General features: G+C 71.5%; 21 protein-coding genes and 1 pseudogene. 20 read left to right on the forward strand and 2 right to left on the reverse strand.

Annotation, left to right across the window (positions count from 1 at the left end):
* Positions 1-66 precede the first annotated feature (66 nt).
* The 10 genes and pseudogenes from hisD (at position 67) to ACWCQS_RS10515 (ending at position 7,747) form a co-directional block, all read left to right on the forward strand.
* Positions 67-1,392, forward strand: coding sequence for a histidinol dehydrogenase (gene hisD, locus ACWCQS_RS10470; protein WP_451004059.1), 1,326 nt, complete (start codon positions 67-69; stop codon positions 1,390-1,392).
* The gene (locus ACWCQS_RS10475; protein WP_451004060.1) at positions 1,389-2,501 is read left to right on the forward strand and encodes a histidinol-phosphate transaminase; all 1,113 of its coding nucleotides are present in this window, start codon (positions 1,389-1,391) and stop codon (positions 2,499-2,501) included. The genes hisD and ACWCQS_RS10475 overlap by 4 nt, the downstream gene beginning before the upstream one ends.
* Positions 2,498-3,091: an imidazoleglycerol-phosphate dehydratase HisB gene (gene hisB, locus ACWCQS_RS10480; protein ID WP_030783530.1), complete on the forward strand. Its 594-nt coding sequence runs from the start codon at positions 2,498-2,500 to the stop codon at positions 3,089-3,091. The genes ACWCQS_RS10475 and hisB overlap by 4 nt, the downstream gene beginning before the upstream one ends.
* 4 nt (positions 3,092-3,095) lie before the next feature.
* Positions 3,096-3,260 carry a hypothetical protein gene (locus tag ACWCQS_RS10485; RefSeq protein WP_362112798.1) on the forward strand — a complete coding sequence of 55 codons (165 nt, stop codon included), beginning with the start codon at positions 3,096-3,098 and terminating at the stop codon, positions 3,258-3,260.
* Positions 3,251-3,898, forward strand: coding sequence for an imidazole glycerol phosphate synthase subunit HisH (gene hisH / locus ACWCQS_RS10490; RefSeq protein WP_388621379.1), 648 nt, complete (start codon positions 3,251-3,253; stop codon positions 3,896-3,898). The genes ACWCQS_RS10485 and hisH overlap by 10 nt, the downstream gene beginning before the upstream one ends.
* 3 nt (positions 3,899-3,901) lie before the next feature.
* The gene (gene priA, locus ACWCQS_RS10495; RefSeq protein ID WP_451004061.1) at positions 3,902-4,627 is read left to right on the forward strand and encodes a bifunctional 1-(5-phosphoribosyl)-5-((5-phosphoribosylamino)methylideneamino)imidazole-4-carboxamide isomerase/phosphoribosylanthranilate isomerase PriA; all 726 of its coding nucleotides are present in this window, start codon (positions 3,902-3,904) and stop codon (positions 4,625-4,627) included.
* On the forward strand, positions 4,624-5,019 hold the full coding sequence (locus ACWCQS_RS10500; RefSeq protein WP_450980651.1) for a RidA family protein: 396 nt from the start codon (positions 4,624-4,626) through the stop codon (positions 5,017-5,019). Before priA ends, ACWCQS_RS10500 begins: the two co-directional genes overlap by 4 nt.
* A gap of 6 nt (positions 5,020-5,025) precedes the next feature.
* Positions 5,026-5,781, forward strand: a complete 756-nt coding sequence (gene hisF / locus ACWCQS_RS10505; protein WP_388621373.1) for an imidazole glycerol phosphate synthase subunit HisF — start codon at positions 5,026-5,028, stop codon at positions 5,779-5,781.
* 84 nt (positions 5,782-5,865) lie between these two features.
* The gene (locus ACWCQS_RS10510) at positions 5,866-6,453 is read left to right on the forward strand and encodes an ArsR/SmtB family transcription factor (RefSeq protein ID WP_451004062.1); all 588 of its coding nucleotides are present in this window, start codon (positions 5,866-5,868) and stop codon (positions 6,451-6,453) included.
* A 15-nt stretch (positions 6,454-6,468) separates the two neighbouring features.
* Positions 6,469-7,747: pseudogene (locus tag ACWCQS_RS10515) on the forward strand (MFS transporter).
* 15 nt (positions 7,748-7,762) lie between these two features.
* Here ACWCQS_RS10515 and ACWCQS_RS10520 read toward each other — a convergent pair.
* The gene (locus ACWCQS_RS10520; RefSeq protein ID WP_451004063.1) at positions 7,763-8,398 is read right to left on the reverse strand and encodes a TIGR03085 family metal-binding protein; all 636 of its coding nucleotides are present in this window, start codon (positions 8,396-8,398) and stop codon (positions 7,763-7,765) included.
* 249 nt (positions 8,399-8,647) lie between these two features.
* Between ACWCQS_RS10520 and hisI the strand changes: the two genes are divergently transcribed.
* Positions 8,648-9,049 (forward strand): phosphoribosyl-AMP cyclohydrolase, encoded by a 402-nt coding sequence (gene hisI, locus ACWCQS_RS10525; protein ID WP_451004064.1) that lies wholly within the window; start codon positions 8,648-8,650, stop codon positions 9,047-9,049.
* A gap of 11 nt (positions 9,050-9,060) precedes the next feature.
* Entirely contained in the window at positions 9,061-10,539 is a 1,479-nt protein-coding gene (locus ACWCQS_RS10530; protein WP_451004065.1) for an anthranilate synthase component I, read from the forward strand.
* A 6-nt stretch (positions 10,540-10,545) separates the two neighbouring features.
* On the opposite strand, the gene ACWCQS_RS10535 is transcribed toward ACWCQS_RS10530, so the two are convergent.
* The gene (locus ACWCQS_RS10535) at positions 10,546-11,766 is read right to left on the reverse strand and encodes a S53 family peptidase (protein ID WP_451004066.1); all 1,221 of its coding nucleotides are present in this window, start codon (positions 11,764-11,766) and stop codon (positions 10,546-10,548) included.
* 261 nt (positions 11,767-12,027) lie between these two features.
* Between ACWCQS_RS10535 and ACWCQS_RS10540 the strand changes: the two genes are divergently transcribed.
* The 8 genes from ACWCQS_RS10540 to ACWCQS_RS10575 all read left to right on the forward strand — a co-directional run bounded on the left by ACWCQS_RS10540 (position 12,028) and on the right by ACWCQS_RS10575 (position 17,935).
* Positions 12,028-12,666 carry a TIGR02234 family membrane protein gene (locus ACWCQS_RS10540; RefSeq protein ID WP_451004067.1) on the forward strand — a complete coding sequence of 213 codons (639 nt, stop codon included), beginning with the start codon at positions 12,028-12,030 and terminating at the stop codon, positions 12,664-12,666.
* A gap of 171 nt (positions 12,667-12,837) precedes the next feature.
* On the forward strand, positions 12,838-13,098 hold the full coding sequence (locus ACWCQS_RS10545) for an HGxxPAAW family protein (RefSeq protein ID WP_388621359.1): 261 nt from the start codon (positions 12,838-12,840) through the stop codon (positions 13,096-13,098).
* A 128-nt stretch (positions 13,099-13,226) separates the two neighbouring features.
* Positions 13,227-13,676: a DUF2752 domain-containing protein gene (locus ACWCQS_RS10550; RefSeq protein WP_451004068.1), complete on the forward strand. Its 450-nt coding sequence runs from the start codon at positions 13,227-13,229 to the stop codon at positions 13,674-13,676.
* Between the two features lie 135 nt (positions 13,677-13,811).
* On the forward strand, positions 13,812-14,621 hold the full coding sequence (gene trpC, locus ACWCQS_RS10555) for an indole-3-glycerol phosphate synthase TrpC (protein WP_055708900.1): 810 nt from the start codon (positions 13,812-13,814) through the stop codon (positions 14,619-14,621).
* A 21-nt stretch (positions 14,622-14,642) separates the two neighbouring features.
* Positions 14,643-14,810 carry a tryptophan biosynthesis modulator TrpM gene (trpM, locus tag ACWCQS_RS10560; protein WP_351800536.1) on the forward strand — a complete coding sequence of 56 codons (168 nt, stop codon included), beginning with the start codon at positions 14,643-14,645 and terminating at the stop codon, positions 14,808-14,810.
* 138 nt (positions 14,811-14,948) lie between these two features.
* Positions 14,949-16,232: a tryptophan synthase subunit beta gene (gene trpB / locus ACWCQS_RS10565; protein ID WP_451004069.1), complete on the forward strand. Its 1,284-nt coding sequence runs from the start codon at positions 14,949-14,951 to the stop codon at positions 16,230-16,232.
* The gene (gene trpA / locus ACWCQS_RS10570; protein WP_451004070.1) at positions 16,229-17,047 is read left to right on the forward strand and encodes a tryptophan synthase subunit alpha; all 819 of its coding nucleotides are present in this window, start codon (positions 16,229-16,231) and stop codon (positions 17,045-17,047) included. Before trpB ends, trpA begins: the two co-directional genes overlap by 4 nt.
* A gap of 111 nt (positions 17,048-17,158) precedes the next feature.
* Positions 17,159-17,935 (forward strand): DsbA family protein, encoded by a 777-nt coding sequence (locus ACWCQS_RS10575; protein ID WP_451004071.1) that lies wholly within the window; start codon positions 17,159-17,161, stop codon positions 17,933-17,935.
* Positions 17,936-17,937: the final 2 nt, after the last annotated feature.

The following is a 17,937-nucleotide window of genomic DNA, read 5'->3' on the forward strand; positions in this document are numbered from 1 at the left end:
CACGTTCTGTATCAGCCATTGATACGCGTCCACGGCCCGCGACGGCGGTCTGAGAGAATTGGGGCTGTGATTTCCCGAATCGATCTGCGCGGCGACGCCCTTCCCGAGGGCCCCGCCCTGCGCGACCTGCTGCCCCGAGCCGACTTCGATGTTCAGGCCGCCCTGGAGAAGGTGCGTCCGATCTGCGAGGCCGTGCATCATCGTGGCGACGCGGCGCTGATCGACTTCGCCGAGAAGTTCGACGGAGTACGGCTGGAATCCGTCCGTGTCCCGGCAGAGGCGCTCACCGAAGCGCTGGACGCCCTCGACCCGGCCGTGCGCGCCGCGCTGGAGGAGTCCATCCGCCGCGCCCGCCTGGTCCACCGCGAGCAGCGCCGCAGCACCCACACCACCCAGGTGGTGCCGGGCGGCTCCGTGACCGAGAAGTGGGTGCCGGTCGAGCGCGTCGGGCTGTACGCGCCGGGCGGCCGGTCCGTCTACCCGTCCTCCGTGATCATGAACGCAGTACCGGCCCAGGAGGCCGGGGTCGAGTCCATCGCGCTCGCTTCCCCGCCCCAGGCCGAGTTCGGCGGCCTCCCGCACCCGACGATCCTCGCCGCCTGCGCGCTGCTCGGCGTGGACGAGGTGTACGCGGCCGGCGGCGCCACCGCCGTCGCGATGTTCGCCTACGGCACCGAGTCCTGCCCGCCCGCCAACATGGTCACCGGGCCCGGCAACATCTGGGTCGCCGCCGCCAAGCGCTTCTTCACCGGCAGGATCGGCATCGACGCCGAGGCCGGCCCGACCGAGATCGCCATCCTCGCCGACGACACCGCCGACCCGGTGCACGTGGCCTCCGACCTGATCAGCCAGGCCGAGCACGACCCGCTCGCGGCGGCCGTCCTGGTCACCGACTCCGTCGAGCTGGCCGAGGCGGTGGAGAAGGAGCTCGAGCCGCAGGTCGCGGCCACCAGGCACGTCGAGGACCGGATCGTGCCCGCCCTCAAGGGCCGGCAGTCCGCGATCGTGCTGGTCGACGGCATCGAGGAGGGCCTCAGGGTCGTCGACGCGTACGGCGCCGAGCACCTGGAGATCCAGACCGCTCGGGCTTTTGAGGTCGCCGACCGGGTCAAGAACGCGGGCGCGATCTTCATCGGCCCCTGGGCCCCCGTCTCGCTCGGCGACTACGCGGCCGGGTCCAACCACGTCCTGCCCACCGGCGGCTGCGCCTGCCACTCCTCGGGCCTGTCCGTCCAGTCCTTCCTGCGTGGCATTCACATCGTGGACTACACGAAGGACGCGCTCGCCGAGGTCGCCCATCACGTGGTGACGCTGGCGGAGGCGGAGGACCTGCCGGCGCACGGCGCGGCGATCAAGGCGAGGTTCGGCTGGAAGGTACCCGAGAGCAAGTGAGCGACGTGAGGATCGACGATCTTCCCGTACGGGACGAGCTGCGCGGCAAGTCCCCCTACGGCGCGCCCCAGTTGGACGTCCCCGTACGGCTGAACACCAACGAGAACCCCTACCCGCTGCCCGAGCCGCTGGTCGATCGGATCGCGGAGCGGGTGCGGGAGGCCGCCCGCGGCCTGAACCGCTACCCGGACCGGGACGCGGTCCAGCTGCGCACCGAGCTGGCCAAGTACCTGACCAAGACGGGCAAGTACCCGCTCGGCATCGAGAACGTGTGGGCCGCCAACGGCTCCAACGAGGTCATCCAGCAGCTGCTGCAGACCTTCGGCGGGCCGGGCCGTACGGCGATCGGCTTCGAGCCGTCGTACTCGATGCACGCGCTCATCGCGCGCGGCACCGGAACCGGCTGGATCTCGGGTCCGCGCAACGAGGACTTCACGATCGACGTCGCGGCGGCCGTCGAGGCGATCGCCGAGCACAAGCCGGACGTCGTCTTCATCACCACCCCCAACAACCCCACGGGCAACGCGGTCCCGCCCGAGACGGTCCTCGCGCTGTTCGAGGCGGCGCAGGCGGCCAAGCCGTCGATGGTGATCGTGGACGAGGCGTACATCGAGTTCAGCCACGGCGACTCGCTGCTGCCCCTGCTGGCGGGCCGCCCGCACCTCGTCGTCTCCCGCACGATGTCGAAGGCGTTCGGCGCGGCGGGCCTGCGCCTCGGCTATCTCGCCGCCGACCCGGCGGTCGTGGACGCCGTCCAGCTCGTCCGGCTGCCGTACCACCTGTCGGCGATCACCCAGGCGACCGCGCTGGCCGCCCTGGAGCACACCGACACCCTGCTCGGATACGTCGAGCAGCTGAAGGCGGAGCGGGACCGGCTGGTCGCCGAGCTGCGCGCGATCGGCTACGAGGTCACCGAGTCCGACGCGAACTTCGTGCAGTTCGGCCGGTTCACGAGCGCCCACGAGGCCTGGCAGAAGATCCTCGACCGGGGCGTCCTGGTCCGGGACAACGGCGTACCGGGATGGCTGCGGGTGTCCGCCGGCACCCCGGAGGAGAACGACGCGTTCCTCGACGCGGTCCGTGAGTTGAAGAAGGAGCTTGAGGCATGAGCCGCGTTGGACGCGTGGAGCGCACCACCAAGGAGACCTCGGTCCTCGTCGAGATAGACCTCGACGGCACCGGCAGGACCGACATCGCCACCGGCGTCGGCTTCTACGACCACATGCTCGACCAGCTCGGCCGGCACGGGCTGTTCGACCTGACCGTGAAGACCGACGGCGACCTGCACATCGACTCCCACCACACCATCGAGGACACCGCCCTCGCGCTCGGCGCCGCCTTCAAGCAGGCGCTCGGCGACAAGGTGGGGATCTACCGCTTCGGCAACTGCACGGTGCCGCTGGACGAGTCCCTCGCCCAGGTGACCGTCGACCTGTCCGGCCGCCCGTACCTCGTGCACACCGAGCCCGAGAACATGGCGCCGATGATCGGCGAGTACGACACCACGATGACCCGGCACATCCTGGAGTCCTTCGTCGCCCAGGCGCAGATCGCGCTGCACGTGCACGTGCCGTACGGGCGCAACGCGCACCACATCGTGGAGTGCCAGTTCAAGGCGCTGGCCCGGGCGCTGCGTTACGCCTCCGAGCGCGACCCGCGCGCGGCCGGCATCCTCCCCTCCACGAAGGGCGCGCTGTAAACCCATGAACAGCCTCTCGTCCCTGCTGATCGTCGTCGGTCTGTTCCTGGTCGGCGGCATCGTCTCCTTCGTCAAGCAGAAGATGCCCGCGAGCCTGATCGTGCTGCTCTCCATCGGCGCGGGCCTGTGCCTGGTCGCGGGCGTCATGCGGCTGGGGGTGTGGAATTGACCGACTCCAAGAAGGTCGTGGTCTTCGACTACGGCTTCGGCAACGTCCGGTCCGCCGAGCGTGCCCTCGCGCGCGTGGGCGCCGATGTCGAGATCACGCGCGACTTCGACAAGGCGATGAACGCCGACGGACTGCTCGTGCCGGGCGTGGGCGCCTTCGCCGCCTGTATGCAGGGCCTGCGCGCCGCGCGCGGTGACTGGGTGGTGGACCGGCGGCTGTCCGGCGGACGGCCCGTGATGGGCATCTGCGTCGGCATGCAGATCCTGTTCGCGCGCGGCATCGAGCACGGCGTGGAGGCCGAGGGCCTGGACGAGTGGCCCGGCACGGTCGCACCGCTGCAGGCCGAGATCGTGCCCCACATGGGCTGGAACACCGTCGACGCCCCCGCCGACTCCGAGCTGTTCGCCGGCCTCGACGCCGACGCCCGCTTCTACTTCGTGCACTCCTACGCCGTCCACGACTGGGCTCTGGAGTCGCACAACCCGCTGATCGCGGCCCCGAAGGTGACCTGGTCGACGCACGGCAAGCCGTTCGTGGCCGCCGTGGAGAACGGCGCCCTGTGGGCCACCCAGTTCCACCCCGAGAAGTCCGGCGACGCCGGCGCCCAGCTCCTCACCAACTGGATCGGAACCCTGTAGACCATGGCCAAGCTCGAACTCCTCCCCGCCGTCGACGTCCGCGACGGCCAGGCCGTCCGCCTCGTGCACGGCGAGTCCGGGACCGAGACCTCCTACGGCTCCCCGCTGGAGGCCGCCCTCGCCTGGCAGCGCTCCGGCGCCGAGTGGCTGCACCTGGTCGACCTGGACGCGGCCTTCGGCACCGGCGACAACCGTGAGCTGATCGCCGAGGTTGCGAGGGCGATGGACATCAAGGTGGAGCTGTCCGGCGGCATCCGCGACGACGCCTCGCTGGCCGCCGCCCTGGCCACCGGCTGCACCCGGGTGAACCTCGGCACGGCCGCCCTGGAGACCCCCGAGTGGGTCGCCAAGGTCATCGCCGAGCACGGCGACAAGATCGCGGTCGGCCTGGACGTGCGCGGTACGACCCTGCGCGGCCGCGGCTGGACCCGCGACGGCGGCGACCTCTACGAGACGCTGGAGCGCCTCAACAAGGAGGGCTGCGCCCGCTACGTCGTCACCGACATCGCCAAGGACGGCACCCTCCAGGGCCCCAACCTGGAACTGCTGAAGAACGTGTGCGCGGCGACGGACCGCCCGGTCGTGGCCTCCGGCGGCGTGTCGTCCCTGGACGACCTGCGCGCCATCGCCGGGCTGGTACCCCTCGGTGTCGAGGGCTCCATCGTCGGGAAGGCCCTGTATGCGAAGGCGTTCACCCTGGAAGAGGCCTTGGAGGCTGTGTCGTCATGACGTCCGAAGCCGTGCGGCGCGTGCAGAGCGGAAGTCCCTGGGAAGAGAGTTTCGGTTTCGCACGTGCCGTCGCGGCGGGGGACCGCGTGCTGGTCGCCGGCACGACGTCCTTCCGGGGCGATGTCCTGTACGGCGAGGGCGACCCGTACGAACAGGCCAAGGTGGCGTTCACCAGCGCCATCGAGGCGATCGGCGAGTTCGGGCTCGGCATCGGGTCCGTGATCCGTACACGGATGTACCTGACCCATGTGCGGGACGTGGACGCCGTCGGCCGGGCGCACAAGGAGCTGTTCGACTCCGTGCGCCCGGTGTCGACGCTGCTGGTCGTCGAGGGGTTCGTCGATCCGCGCATCCTGGTGGAAGTGGAACTTGAAGCATTCAGAGGAGCCTGAGCAGTCATGACCCTGGCGGTCCGAGTCATCCCCTGCCTGGACGTGGACAACGGCCGGGTCGTCAAGGGCGTCAACTTCCAGAACCTGCGCGACGCGGGCGACCCCGTCGAGATGGCCAAGGTGTACGACGCCGAGGGCGCCGACGAGCTGACGTTCCTGGACATCACCGCGTCCTCGGGCGACCGGGAGACGACGTACGACGTGGTGCGGCGCACCGCGGAGCAGGTGTTCATCCCGCTGACGGTCGGCGGCGGCGTCCGTACGGCCGAGGACGTGGACAAGCTGCTGCGGGCGGGCGCCGACAAGGTGGGCGTGAACACGGCGGCGATCGCGCGCCCCGACCTGATCCGGGAGATCGCGGAGCGCTTCGGCCGGCAGGTGCTGGTGCTGTCGGTGGACGCGCGCCGCAGCGAGTCGGGTTCCTTCGAGGTGACGACGCACGGCGGCCGCCGCGGCACCGGCATCGACGCCGTCGAATGGGCGCACCGGGCGGCCGAGCTGGGCGCCGGGGAGATCCTGCTGAACTCCATGGACGCGGACGGCACCAAGGACGGCTACGACCTGGAGATGATCGCGGCGGTTCGCAAGCACGTGACCGTCCCGGTGATCGCCTCCGGCGGCGCGGGCAGGCTGGCCGACTTCCCGCCGGCGATCGAGGCGGGCGCGGACGCCGTGCTGGCCGCGTCGGTGTTCCACTTCGGCGACCTGCGGATCGGCGAGGTGAAGGAGACGCTGCGGGCGGCGGGGCACCCCGTGCGCTGACGCTGCGCCGGGCTTCGGCAGATACGAAAGAGAGGTTGCGCAAAATCTGTTGTGCAACTTTTCTTTCGTATCTGGGGTCGGGGTATGGCTCGTGAACAGGAGCGCCGGATCACGGACGTGGGCACGCTCAAGGCCCTCGCGCACCCGTTGCGCGCCCATCTGTACCGGCTGCTGTGCATGGAGCGGGTGGCCACCGCCTCCCAGTTGGCCGACCACGTGGACGAGGCGGTGTCCCTGGTCAGCTACCACCTGCGCAAGCTCGCCGACCACGGGCTGATCGAGGAGGCCGAGCCGCAGACGGCGGACGGGCGGGAGCGCTGGTGGCAGCCGGCGTCGGACGGAGTGCGCATCCGGGACGAGGACTTCCGGGGCGAGCCGGGAAAAGCCGCCGCACACCTCGCGGCCACGCGTCTCTTCCACGACCAGCGGGCCGACCAGTACCGCCGCTACCTGGACGAACGCCCCACCTGGGGGCCCGAGTGGAACACCGCGTCGGTGGACACCGAGTCCTGGATGCGGCTGACCCCGGCGGAGCTCACCGCGCTGAAGGACGAGCTGGATGCGGTCCTGCGCAAGTTCGACGAGCGGGGCCGGGCCGCCGAGGCCGCGGGCGAGACCGAGGGACGCGAGCACGTCGCGCTCTACCTGTACGGCTTCCCGTTCCGCCGCTGAGAGGACCCCCCGCCCGTGACCGCCACGCTCACCCCGTCGGCGACCGCGCCGCATGCCCACCGCGACCCCAATGTCCTGCGCTGGCTCGCCGCCTACACCGCCTCGATGCTCGGCGACAGCGTGTACTACCTGGCCCTGTCCTGGGCCGCCGTACAGGCGGGAACGCCCGCACAGGCCGGCCTCGTGATGTCCGCCAGCGCGCTGCCCAGGGCCGTACTGATGCTGGGCGGCGGAGTGATCGCCGACCGGTTCGGGCCGCGCCGGGTCGTCATCGGCAGCGACGCCGCGCTCCCCCACTCTCGGCTTCGCTCGAGCGGGAGGTGCCCCCATCGCGGCCGTCCTCGCCGTGGCCGCCCTGCTGTTCCTCACCAGCCCGGGACTGTGGCCGCTCGCCGTGCTGGCGCTGGTCTTCGGCACGGTCGACGCCGTGTTCATGCCCGCCGTGGGCGCCCTGCCCGCCCGCCTCACCGGGAAGGGCCAGCTCGCGCGGGTCCAGGGGATGCGCGGCCTCGCGATCCGGTTCGCCGGCGTGGTCGGGGCACCGCTCGGCGGGCTCGGTGTGGCCGTCGGCGGGGCCGCGACCGCGTTCGCCCTCGCCGGGCTGCTCATCGCCGTGTCCGTGCCGCTGCTGGTCTCCGTACGGGTACGGGACCTGCCCGGGGACGACGCGCCCAGGGTGCCCGGGACCGCGTGGAGCGACCTGAAGGCCGGCCTGCGGTACATCCGCGGCCACCGCGTCCTCGCCCCGCTGATGCTGGCCATCGCCCTCGGCGACCTCGGTTTCGTCGGCCCGCTGAACGTCGGGCTGACCCCGCTCGCCGAGCGGCGCGGCTGGGGTGCCTCCGGCATGGGCTGGGTGCTGGCCGGATTCGGGACCGGCGCGGGAGCGGCCTCGCTGCTGCTGACGGTCCGGGGGCGGCTGCCGCGCGCCGGGCTGGTCGCCGGGTGGGCGTGTGCCGTGGGGGCCGTGGCCGTCGGCGCCCTCGCGTTCGTACCCACCCTGGCCGCGGCCGTCGGCACGGCGCTGCTCGTCGGCCTGCTCACCGGGCTCAGCGGCGCCCTGTGCGGGGCCCTGCTGCAGACCCAGTCCGGCCCCGCCCATCTGGGCCGGGTCACCGCGGTCTCCAGCCTGATCAGCCTCGGCCTCACCCCGCTGTCCATGCCGCTCGCGGCCGCCGCGATCGGCGCCTTCGGGCTCGGGCCGGTCTACGCCGTCAGCGCCTGCGTCTGCGCCCTGGGCGGGGTCGTCGCCCTCGCCGTACCGTCCCTGCGCCGCGCGGAACTACCAGGCTGAACTCCTTGAAACCGCTCAGATGCCCAGCTGCCTGGACTCGTTCAGCTTGGTGATCGCATCCGTCTCGCCCTCGACCTCCACCTCGGCCGCGTTCTGCCGCCCGAACACGAACATCAGCAGCTCCGACGGCTCGCCGGTCACCGTGACCACCGGCGCGCCCCGGTGCGCCACGGCGGTCTGCCCGTCCGGGCGGCGCAGCACCAGGCCCGTCGGCACACCCCGGGCCACCAGCCGCGCGGTGCGCTCCAGCCGGGACCACAGGGCGTCCTGGAAGACGGGGTCCAGCTCGCGCGGGCTCCAGTCCGGCTGGGCCCGGCGGACGTCCTCGGTGTGCACGTAGAACTCGACGATGTTGGCCGCCTCGTCGACCTGCTTGAGCTGGAAGGGGGAGAAGCGCGGCGGGCCGGTACGGATCAGCTGGATCAGCTCCTCGTACGGCTTCGCGGCGTACTCGGCCATCACCTTCTCCAGGCGCGGCGCGAGCTGCTTGATCAGCGTGCCCCCGGCCGCGTCCGGGCGGCGCTCGCGCACGACGACATGCGCGGCCAGGTCCCGGGTCCGCCAGCCCTCGCAGAGGGTGTCGGCGTCCGGACCGACGGTTTCCAAGAGGTCCGCGAGCAGGAGCCGTTCACGCTTGGCGAAGGTCGACATGGGGTCAGCCTACGACCAGGTGCTCGGTCCGCCCGCCCGTCACCCGACCACCACCCCTCAACGAGGCGCTTCGCGCCGCCGTGACCATCCACCGTCACCCGACCGCCACCCCTCAACGAGGCGCTTCGCGCCGCCGTGACCATCCACCGTCACCCGACCACCACCCCTCAACGAGGCGCTTCGCGCCGCCGTGACCATCCAATGGACACGGCACCGGCACTGTCGTACCCGCGCGGCACAATGGCATCCATGACCAGTACGACCGGGATGCCCCGGCCCAGCAGCCTCGACCCGGAGATCGCCGCCCGCCTCAAGCGCAGCGCGGACGGTCTTCTGCCCGCCATCGCCCAGCAGTACGACACCGGTGAGGTGCTCATGCTCGGCTGGATGGACGACGAGGCGCTGCATCGCACCCTGACCACCGGCCGCTGCACCTACTGGTCCCGCAGCCGCCGGGAGTACTGGGTCAAGGGCGACACCTCGGGCCACGTCCAGTGGGTGAAGTCGGTCGCGCTGGACTGCGACGCCGACACCGTCCTGGTCAAGGTCGACCAGGTGGGCGCGGCCTGCCACACCGGCGCGCGCACCTGCTTCGACGAGGACGTGCTCCTCAAGGACGCCGATTCCGCCGCTCCGGCATCTGATCAGTAAGGTCGGCCGCCATGGACCTCGAGACCTTCCGCAAGCTCGCCACCGACCGCCGCGTGATCCCCGTGACGCGCAAGCTCCTCGCCGACGGCGACACCCCGGTCGCGCTGTACCGCAAACTGGCCGCCGAGCGCCCCGGCACCTTCCTGCTGGAGTCCGCGGAAAACGGCCGCTCCTGGTCCCGGTACTCCTTCGTCGGCGTCCGGTCCGCCGGGACGCTGACGGAGCGCGAGGGACAGGCGCACTGGCTCGGCACGCCGCCGGTCGGCGTGCCCGTGGACGGCGACCCCCTGAAGGCGCTGCGCGCCACGATCCAGGCCCTGCACACCCCGCAGCAGGAAGGCCTGCCGCCCTTCACCGGAGGCATGGTCGGCTATCTGGGCTACGACATCGTCCGCCGCCTGGAGAAGATCGGCCCCGGCGAGCGCGACGACCTGAAGCTGCCCGAGCTGACCATGCTCCTGACCAGCGACCTCGCCGTCATGGACCACTGGGAGGGCTCGGTCCTGCTGATCGCCAACGCGATCAACCACAACGACCTCGACACCGGTGTGGACGAGGCCTACGCCGACGCCGTGGCCCGGCTCGACGCCATGGAGGCCGACCTCACGCGCGCGGTCGCCCAGCCCCCGGCCGTGCTGCCGCCCTCGGAGCTGCCCGAGTACACCGCGCTGTGGGGCGGCCCCGACTTCCAGGTGGCCGTCGAGGACGTCAAGGAGCGCATCCGCGCGGGCGAGGCCTTCCAGGTCGTGCCCTCGCAGCGCTTCGAGACCCCGTGCAGCGCCAGTGCCCTCGACGTCTACCGGGTGCTGCGGGCCACGAACCCGTCCCCGTACATGTACCTGTTCCGCTTCGAGGGCTTCGACGTCGTCGGCTCGTCCCCCGAGGCGCTGGTGAAGGTCGAGGACGGGCGCGCGATGGTCCATCCCATCGCCGGCACCCGGCCCCGCGGGACCACCCCGCAGCAGGACCAGGCCCTCGCCGAGGAGCTGATGGCCGATCCCAAGGAGCGCGCCGAGCACCTGATGCTGGTCGACCTCGGGCGCAACGACCTCGGCCGGGTCTGCGAGCCCGGCTCGGTGGAGGTGGTCGACTTCATGTCCATCGAGCGCTACTCGCACGTGATGCACATCGTCTCGACCGTCACCGGCAGGGTGGCCGAGGGCCGCACGGCCTTCGACGTGCTCACCGCGTGCTTCCCGGCGGGCACCCTCTCCGGCGCCCCCAAGCCCCGCGCGATGCAGATCATCGACGAACTGGAGCCGTCCCGGCGCGGCCTGTACGGCGGCTGCGTCGGCTATCTGGACTTCGCGGGCGACTCCGACACCGCGATCGCCATCCGCACCGCCCTGCTGCGGGACGGCACGGCATATGTGCAGGCCGGAGCCGGCATCGTCGCCGACTCCGACCCGGTGGCGGAGGACCAGGAGTGCCGCAACAAGGCGGCGGCGGTCCTCCGCGCGGTGCACACGGCCAACAGGCTCAATTCATAGGGGAGTTCAGCCGGTGAACGCGGCGGTGCCGTTCGGGGTGCCGAGCCCCGTCGGCCCGTCGTACCCGGTGGTGCTGGTGCACAGGTACGAGCCGCCGCAGCTGCCGTTGGAGCCGCTGGTGACGTCGTTCAGCGCCGAGGTGTGCGCGTACGGGAAGGACGCCGGGTAGGAGCCGGCGGACGGGGTGCCGGCCAGCGCGTAGGTCGCCGCGATCAGCGGGGAGGAGGCGCTGGTGCCGCCGAAGACCATCCAGCCGCTGCCCTGCCCGTAGGTGTCGTACACCGCGACACCGGTGTTGGGGTCGGCGACCGCCGAGACGTCCGCGACCGTGCGGTTCGCACAGCCGGAGTCCTTCTGCCAGCTGGGCTTGGCGTCGTACGCGGAGCAGCCGGAGCCGGCCCCGCTCCACACCGTGTCGGTCCACCCACGGCTGTTGGAGGCCGTCTTCAGGGACGTACCGCCCACCGCCGTCACGTACTTGGACGCCGCCGGGTACTCGACGCCGTAGCCGTTGTCACCGGAGGAGACGGTGATGGCGACGCCCGGGTGGTTGAAGTAGGTGGAGTCGTACGTCGCGTCGCTGGAGGACTCGGAGCCGCCGTAGCTGTTGGAGACGAACTTGGCACCCAGGTTGACGGCGGTGTTCACGGCCGTGCCCAGGTTGGTCATGCTCGACGAACTGGCCTCCACCAGCAGGATCTTGCAGTTCGGGCAGGCCGCGCTGACCATGTCGAGGTCGAGCGAGATCTCCTCGGCCCAGCCGGAGTTGCCGCGCGGGTACTTGGTGCCGCCGGTCTGGTTCACCTTCTGGAAGCAGCCGTTGGCCGTGGTGCAGGCGGACAGGCCGTACTGGGAGCGGTAGACGGCGAGGTCGGACTCGGCGCTCGGGTCGTCGTAGGCGTCGACGATCGCCACCGTCTGGCCCGAACCGCCGCTCGCGGAGGGCAGGTTGTACGCCGCCTGCAGCGAGGCCGGGCCGTAGCCGGAGGGCGCGGCGGCCGCGGTCAGATCGCTCTCGGCGTGCGCCGACTTCGGGGTGCCCGAGGTGACCTTGAGGGCGTTGCAGGCCATCTCGCCCTTCTGCGTCGGGGCGCCGCAGGCATGCGCGACGGTGACGCCGTGGGACGAGGAGGCGGTGGCCTGGGCGGCCTGGCCGACCGGGGCGGCCAGGGCGAGGGCGGCCGTGGCGAGTGTGGCCACGGCGGTGAGGGAAGCGGTTCTGCGCAACGTACGTCCTCCGCGAGGTGGGTGAACCGGGAAGGGCTGTGGGGGGTGCGCGAGTGCCACCACGGCGCGTGGTGTCGTGCCGTGGTGGCGCAGAACGTACGGATGGCGGGGCCACGTCAACAAGATGGATGTTGAACTGTGAACGTTCCTTTGCAGTTCCTGAGACGTTCATGTGCAGTTCGTGAGCAGATCATGGCCGAAACTCGACCCATCCATGGCTTGACGGACCCGGGTGACGGTTCGCACGGGGTTCAGGCGATAGTGGAGTACGTGACTGCTGTTCCTCACCCTCGTACCGAAGCCGCCGAGCCTGTCCGGTCCGGCCGGCGGAGCCTCGCCGTGGCCCTCCTGTGCGGTGCGCTCGGCGCGGCCGTGGCGCTGCTCGCCACCCGGCAGCGCTGGGCCGAGGGCACCGCGACGGTGGCCGGCGGCGCGTTCCCGCTGACCGCCAAGGGCAGCGACGTCACGGGCGTCCCCGCGGCCCTCGCCATAGTGGGTCTCGCCGCGCTCGTCGCCGTCTTCGCCGTCCGCAGGGCCGGCCGGCTGGTCGTCGCCGGGCTGCTCGCGCTGTCCGGCGCCGGCATCATGGCCGCCGCGCTCGTGTCCGCCTCCGACAGCTCCGCGCTGGACGAGAAGGCCGCACAGGCGAGCGGCGACACCTCCGCCACTGTCGCCGCGCTCAGCCACACCGGCTGGCCCTACGTCGCGGCCGCCGGCGGACTGCTGATCCTGCTGGCCGGCCTGCTGGCGCTGCGCTACGGCAACCTGTGGCCCGCCATGTCCGGCCGCTACGAGCGCGGCACCGACCGCCCGCGCCGCAAGGCCCGCCCGGTCGACCCGGAACGGCCCGAGGAGATATGGAAGGCCCTGGACCGGGGCGAGGACCCCACCGGGACCTGAACCCCCGGCCCGGGTGTGGCGAACCAGACGCCACCCCCGCGTCCGGCACGGGCGTGCGTACGGGACAATGGACGACGAGCGTCCGGCTCGGACAGTGACGGTCGGGCTCGGAGCCGTACGACACGTACGCCGCTCTTCTGGGACACGTACACAGCAACGAGGAGCACAGACATGGCGGGCAGCAGCCACGGCCACGGTCACACCCCGGCCGCCTGGACCGGTGTCATCATTTCCTTCATCGGTTTCTGCGTCGCGGGCGCCTTCATGGTGATGGCCCAGCCGGTCGGTTTCTGGGCCGGCATGGTGCTGATCCTCGGCGGCGCGGTCGTCGGCGGCATCATGCGCGCCATGGGCATGGGCCAGAAGCAGGTCCCGCTCCAGATGAGCGGCGCCCCCCTCGCGACCCGTGAGCCGGCCGGCGCGGAGAGCTGAAGCCCGGACATCGCTTCCCCGAGGGGCGGCCCGGCACCCGCAGAGGGTGCGGGCCGCCCCTCGCGGTGTCCAGGGGGATTCCGGTGGCCGGACGCGCGTGCTGCCGGACCGCGGGGGACAATGATCGTGTGAACGCCGAGAGCCGTCCGTTCCCGCTCGTCGCCCGTACCGCGCCCGCCGGCCCGGTGTGGCGGCGCCTCGCCGTCCCGGCGGGGCTCCTCGCGGCCGTCGCCGGGGCCTTCGCCTACGTGGGCGCCGTCGACCCGAACGAGCCCGGCCACTACCCGGTCTGCCCGCTGTACCGGATCACCGGCCTGTACTGCCCCGGCTGCGGCGGACTGCGCAGCGCTCACGCCTTCGTCCACGGCGACCTGCTCACCGCGCTGCGGGACAACGCGCTGGGCGTGGCCGCCTACCTGGGCTTCGCGGTGCTGTGGACCGTATGGGTGGTGCACGCCGTGCGCGGCCGGCCGGTGCGGCTCGATCCGCGGCCGGCACACCTGTGGGCGCTCGGTGCGCTGCTGCTGGTGTTCACGGCTGTCCGGAACCTGCCCTCGGGTGGCTGGCTGCACCCTTGATCACATAGTGGAGGTCCAGGTAGTGGGACCGGCGTCCACCGGATGCGAGGGCTCCGCGCTCCTGCGGATACCATCGCAGTGACCACGGGTTTTCAAAAACCTGAAGGAACCACCGTCTGAAAGGGGGCCGCTCGCGTGAGTGTGCTCGACGAGATCATCGACGGAGTCCGTGCCGACCTCGCGGAGCGGCAGGCACGCGTCAGCCTCGACGAGCTCAAGGAGCGCGCGGCCAAGGCTCCCGCCGCCAAGGACGGGGTGGCCGCGCTCAAGGGCGACGGCGTCAAGGTGATCTGCGAGGTCAAGCGCTCCAGCCCCTCCAAGGGCGCGTTGGCGGCGATCGCCGACCCGGCCGGGCTCGCCGCGGACTACGAGGCGGGCGGCGCGGCCGTCATCTCCGTCCTCACCGAACAGCGCCGTTTCGGCGGCTCGCTGGCCGACCTGGAGGCCGTCCGCGCGCGTGTGGACATCCCGGTGCTCCGCAAGGACTTCATCGTCACGTCGTACCAGCTGTGGGAGGCCCGGGCGTACGGCGCCGACCTCGCCCTGCTGATCGTGGCCGCCCTGGACCAGCCGGCCCTGGAGTCGCTGATCGAGCGCGCGGTGTCGATCGGGCTCACCCCGCTCGTCGAGGTGCACGACGAGGACGAGGTCGAGCGGGCCGTGGACGCGGGCGCCAAGGTCATCGGCGTCAACGCGCGCAACCTCAAGACCCTTGAGGTGGACCGCGGCACGTTCGAGCGGGTCGCGCCGGAGATCCCCGACCACATCGTCAAGGTCGCCGAATCCGGTGTCCGTGGCCCGCACGACCTGATCGCCTACGCCAACGCCGGCGCCGACGCGGTCCTGGTCGGCGAATCCCTGGTCACCGGGCGCGACCCCAAGACCGCCGTCGCCGACCTGGTCGCCGCGGGCGAACACCCCGCGCTGCGCCACGGCCGGAGCTGATCACCCGGTAGGCTGACCCCGATGACTCTCACCGTGACGACCGTCGACCGGTACGCCCGCCTGGCGCGCGGCTGCCGCCCAAGGGGCTGCCGCGCCCCGGCGAGGCGCGTCCACGGTCGTCGCGTGCGTTACGTCATCGGCGATGAGCCCGGGCAGGTCAACGGCATGCGATGGCAGCAGCCAACCTAAGGGGCGCGGGGCTCTGTTTGATTTGCGGCTACCGCCGCGCGGGCGCGACAAGCCACTGACGGCCCGCAGTCAAAGGACAAATCCCCGCCCCCACGGCGAATAGTGTCTTTTCACACGCACTCACCGTGAGGTTTCGGCATGCCCAGCGATTTCTTCTTCCCTGACCCCACCGGCCAGGTGCCCAGCGCTGAGGGCTACTTCGGCGCGTTCGGCGGCAAGTTCATCCCGGAGGCCCTCGTCGCCGCCGTGGACGAGGTCGCCGTCGAGTACGACAAGGCCAAGCACGACCCCGAGTTCGCCCGGGAACTCGACGACCTGATGGTCAACTACACCGGCCGCCCCAGCTCCCTCACCGAGGTCCCGCGTTTTGCCGCGGAAGCGGGTGGCGCTCGCGTGTTCCTCAAGCGCGAGGACCTCAACCACACCGGCTCCCACAAGATCAATAACGTTCTCGGTCAGGCGCTGCTCACCAAGCGGATGGGCAAGACGCGCGTGATCGCGGAGACCGGGGCCGGCCAGCACGGCGTCGCGACCGCGACCGCCTGCGCCCTGTTCGGCCTCGACTGCACCATCTACATGGGCGAGGTCGACACCAAGCGCCAGGCCCTGAACGTGGCCCGCATGCGCATGCTCGGCGCCGAGGTCGTCGCCGTGAAGTCCGGCAGCCGCACGCTCAAGGACGCCATCAACGAGGCGTTCCGCGACTGGGTGGCGAACGTCGACCACACCCACTACCTGTTCGGTACGGTCGCCGGCCCGCACCCCTTCCCGGCCATGGTCCGCGACTTCCACCGCGTGATCGGCGTGGAGGCCCGCCGCCAGCTCCTGGAGCGCGCCGGGCGCCTGCCCGACGCCGCGATCGCGTGCGTCGGCGGCGGCTCCAACGCCATCGGCCTCTTCCACGCCTTCATCCCCGACGAGGGCGTCCGCCTCATCGGCTGCGAACCGGCCGGCCATGGCATCGAGACCGGTGAGCACGCGGCCACCCTGACCGCGGGCGAGCCGGGCATCCTGCACGGTTCCCGCTCGTACGTCCTGCAGGACGACGAGGGCCAGATCACCGAGCCGTACTCCATCTCGGCCGGTCTGGACTACCCGGGCATCGGCCCGGAGCACTCCTACCTCAAGGACTCCGGCCGCGGCGAGTACCGCGCGATCACCGACGACGCGGCCATGCAGGCGCTGCGTCTGCTGTCCCGCACCGAGGGCATCATCCCGGCCATCGAGAGCGCCCACGCCCTCGCCGGCGCCCTGGAGGTCGGCAGGGAGCTGGGCAAGGACGGCCTGATCGTCGTCAACCTGTCCGGCCGCGGCGACAAGGACATGGACACCGCCGCCCGCTACTTCGGCCTGTACGACACCGACGCCGAGGTGGCCGCCGACGAAGCCGACACCGCCGAGATCGAGGGGGACGCCAAGTGAGCGGGAAGATCCAGCTGCTGTCGGACACCCTGGCCACCGCGAAGGCCGAGGGCCGGTCCGCGCTCATCGCCTACCTCCCGGCCGGGTTCCCGACCGTGGACGGCGGCATCGAGGCGATCAAGGCCGTCTTCGACGGCGGGGCGGACGTGGTGGAGGTGGGCCTGCCGCACAGCGACCCCGTCCTCGACGGCCCGGTCATCCAGACCGCCGACGACATCGCCCTGCGCGGCGGCGTCAAGATCGCCGGCGTCATGCGCACGGTCCGTGAGGTGTACGGGGCGACCGGGAAGCCGGTGCTCGTCATGACCTACTGGAACCCCATCGACCGCTACGGCATCGAGCGGTTCACCGCCGAGCTGGCCGAGGTGGGCGGCGCGGGCTGCATCCTGCCCGACCTGCCCGTCCAGGAGTCGGCGCTGTGGCGGGAGCACGCCGAGAAGCACGGCCTCGCGACCGTGTTCGTCGTGGCGCCGAGCAGCAAGGACGAGCGGCTCGCCCAGATCACCGCAGCGGGCAGCGGCTTCGTCTACGCGGCCTCGCTGATGGGCGTCACCGGCACCCGCGAATCCGTCGGCGCGCAGGCCCAGAACCTGGTCGAGCGCACCCGCGCCACCGGCACCAAGCTGCCCGTCTGCGTCGGACTCGGTGTCTCCAACGGCGCTCAGGCCGCCGAGGTCGCCGGCTTCGCCGACGGCGTCATCGTCGGCTCGGCCTTCGTGAAGCGGATGCTGGACGCCCCCGACCACGCGGCCGGCCTGGAGGGGGTCCGCGAGCTGGCCGGGGAGCTGGCGAAGGGCGTGCGCGGACAGGCGTAACCGCAGGTCACTTTCCCTATCAGAACACCCCCGTCAGAACATTCGGTCACCCGAACGGGTGGACCTGGGACCGGGGAGGCGCGCTGCGCCTCCCCGGTTCGTTCTGGGGGTGTGAGCGAGAAGAACCGTGACGGAAAGCGCACCGCCCGGGAGCGGCTGGCGGTCGAGCGTGAGAAGCAGAAGGCCGCGGAGAAGCGGAGGCGCACGCTGATCGTGGGCGCGAGCATCGTCTGCGTCCTGGGCCTCGCGGCGGTGATCGGCGTGCTCGCCGCGAACGCCGGCAAGAACAAGGGCAGCGAGAAGGCGGGCCCGGTCGTGGCGCCCTCGGGCGCGCAGGGCAAGGACAGCCTCGCCGTCCCGGTCGGCAAGGACGGCGCCAAGTCGACGCTCACCGTCTGGGAGGACGTCCGCTGCCCGGCCTGCCAGGCCTTCGAGACCGCCTACCGCCCGACGCTCCACGAGCTGGCCGACTCCGGCAAGCTCAGAATCGAGTACCACCTGGTCCGGCTGATCGACGGCAACCTCGGCGGCACCGGCTCCCTGCGCGGCGCCAATGCCGCGGCCTGCGCCCAGGACGCCGGAAAGTTCCGCGACTACCACGACGTGCTGTACGCGAACCAGCCCAAGGAGACCGACGACGCGTTCGCGGACAACGACAAGCTGATCGACCTGGCAGGCAAGGTCGGCGGCCTGGACACCCCCGCCTTCCAGAAGTGCGTCAAGGACGGCACCCACGACAGCTGGGTCAACAAGTCCCACAAGGCCTTCCAGACCAGCGGTCTCAACTCCACGCCCACGGTCCTGCTCGACGGCAAGAGCATCTACCAGCAGCAGGGCATGACCCCGGCCAAGCTCAAGCAGATGGTGGAGGCCGCCAACCGCCGGTAAGG

Source organism: Streptomyces sp. NPDC002076 (genome assembly GCF_053593835.1).

Coding starts and splice junctions, on each gene's coding strand:
- hisB (WP_030783530.1), top strand. CDS start 2,498: ATGAGCCGCGTTGGACGCGTGGAGCGCACCACCAAGGAGACCTCGGTC.
- ACWCQS_RS10485 (WP_362112798.1), top strand. CDS start 3,096: ATGAACAGCCTCTCGTCCCTGCTGATCGTCGTCGGTCTGTTCCTGGTC.
- priA (WP_451004061.1), top strand. CDS start 3,902: ATGGCCAAGCTCGAACTCCTCCCCGCCGTCGACGTCCGCGACGGCCAG.
- ACWCQS_RS10500 (WP_450980651.1), top strand. CDS start 4,624: ATGACGTCCGAAGCCGTGCGGCGCGTGCAGAGCGGAAGTCCCTGGGAA.
- hisF (WP_388621373.1), top strand. CDS start 5,026: ATGACCCTGGCGGTCCGAGTCATCCCCTGCCTGGACGTGGACAACGGC.
- ACWCQS_RS10510 (WP_451004062.1), top strand. CDS start 5,866: ATGGCTCGTGAACAGGAGCGCCGGATCACGGACGTGGGCACGCTCAAG.
- ACWCQS_RS10520 (WP_451004063.1), bottom strand. CDS start 8,398: ATGTCGACCTTCGCCAAGCGTGAACGGCTCCTGCTCGCGGACCTCTTG.
- hisI (WP_451004064.1), top strand. CDS start 8,648: ATGACCAGTACGACCGGGATGCCCCGGCCCAGCAGCCTCGACCCGGAG.
- ACWCQS_RS10530 (WP_451004065.1), top strand. CDS start 9,061: ATGGACCTCGAGACCTTCCGCAAGCTCGCCACCGACCGCCGCGTGATC.
- ACWCQS_RS10545 (WP_388621359.1), top strand. CDS start 12,838: ATGGCGGGCAGCAGCCACGGCCACGGTCACACCCCGGCCGCCTGGACC.
- trpM (WP_351800536.1), top strand. CDS start 14,643: ATGACTCTCACCGTGACGACCGTCGACCGGTACGCCCGCCTGGCGCGC.
- trpB (WP_451004069.1), top strand. CDS start 14,949: ATGCCCAGCGATTTCTTCTTCCCTGACCCCACCGGCCAGGTGCCCAGC.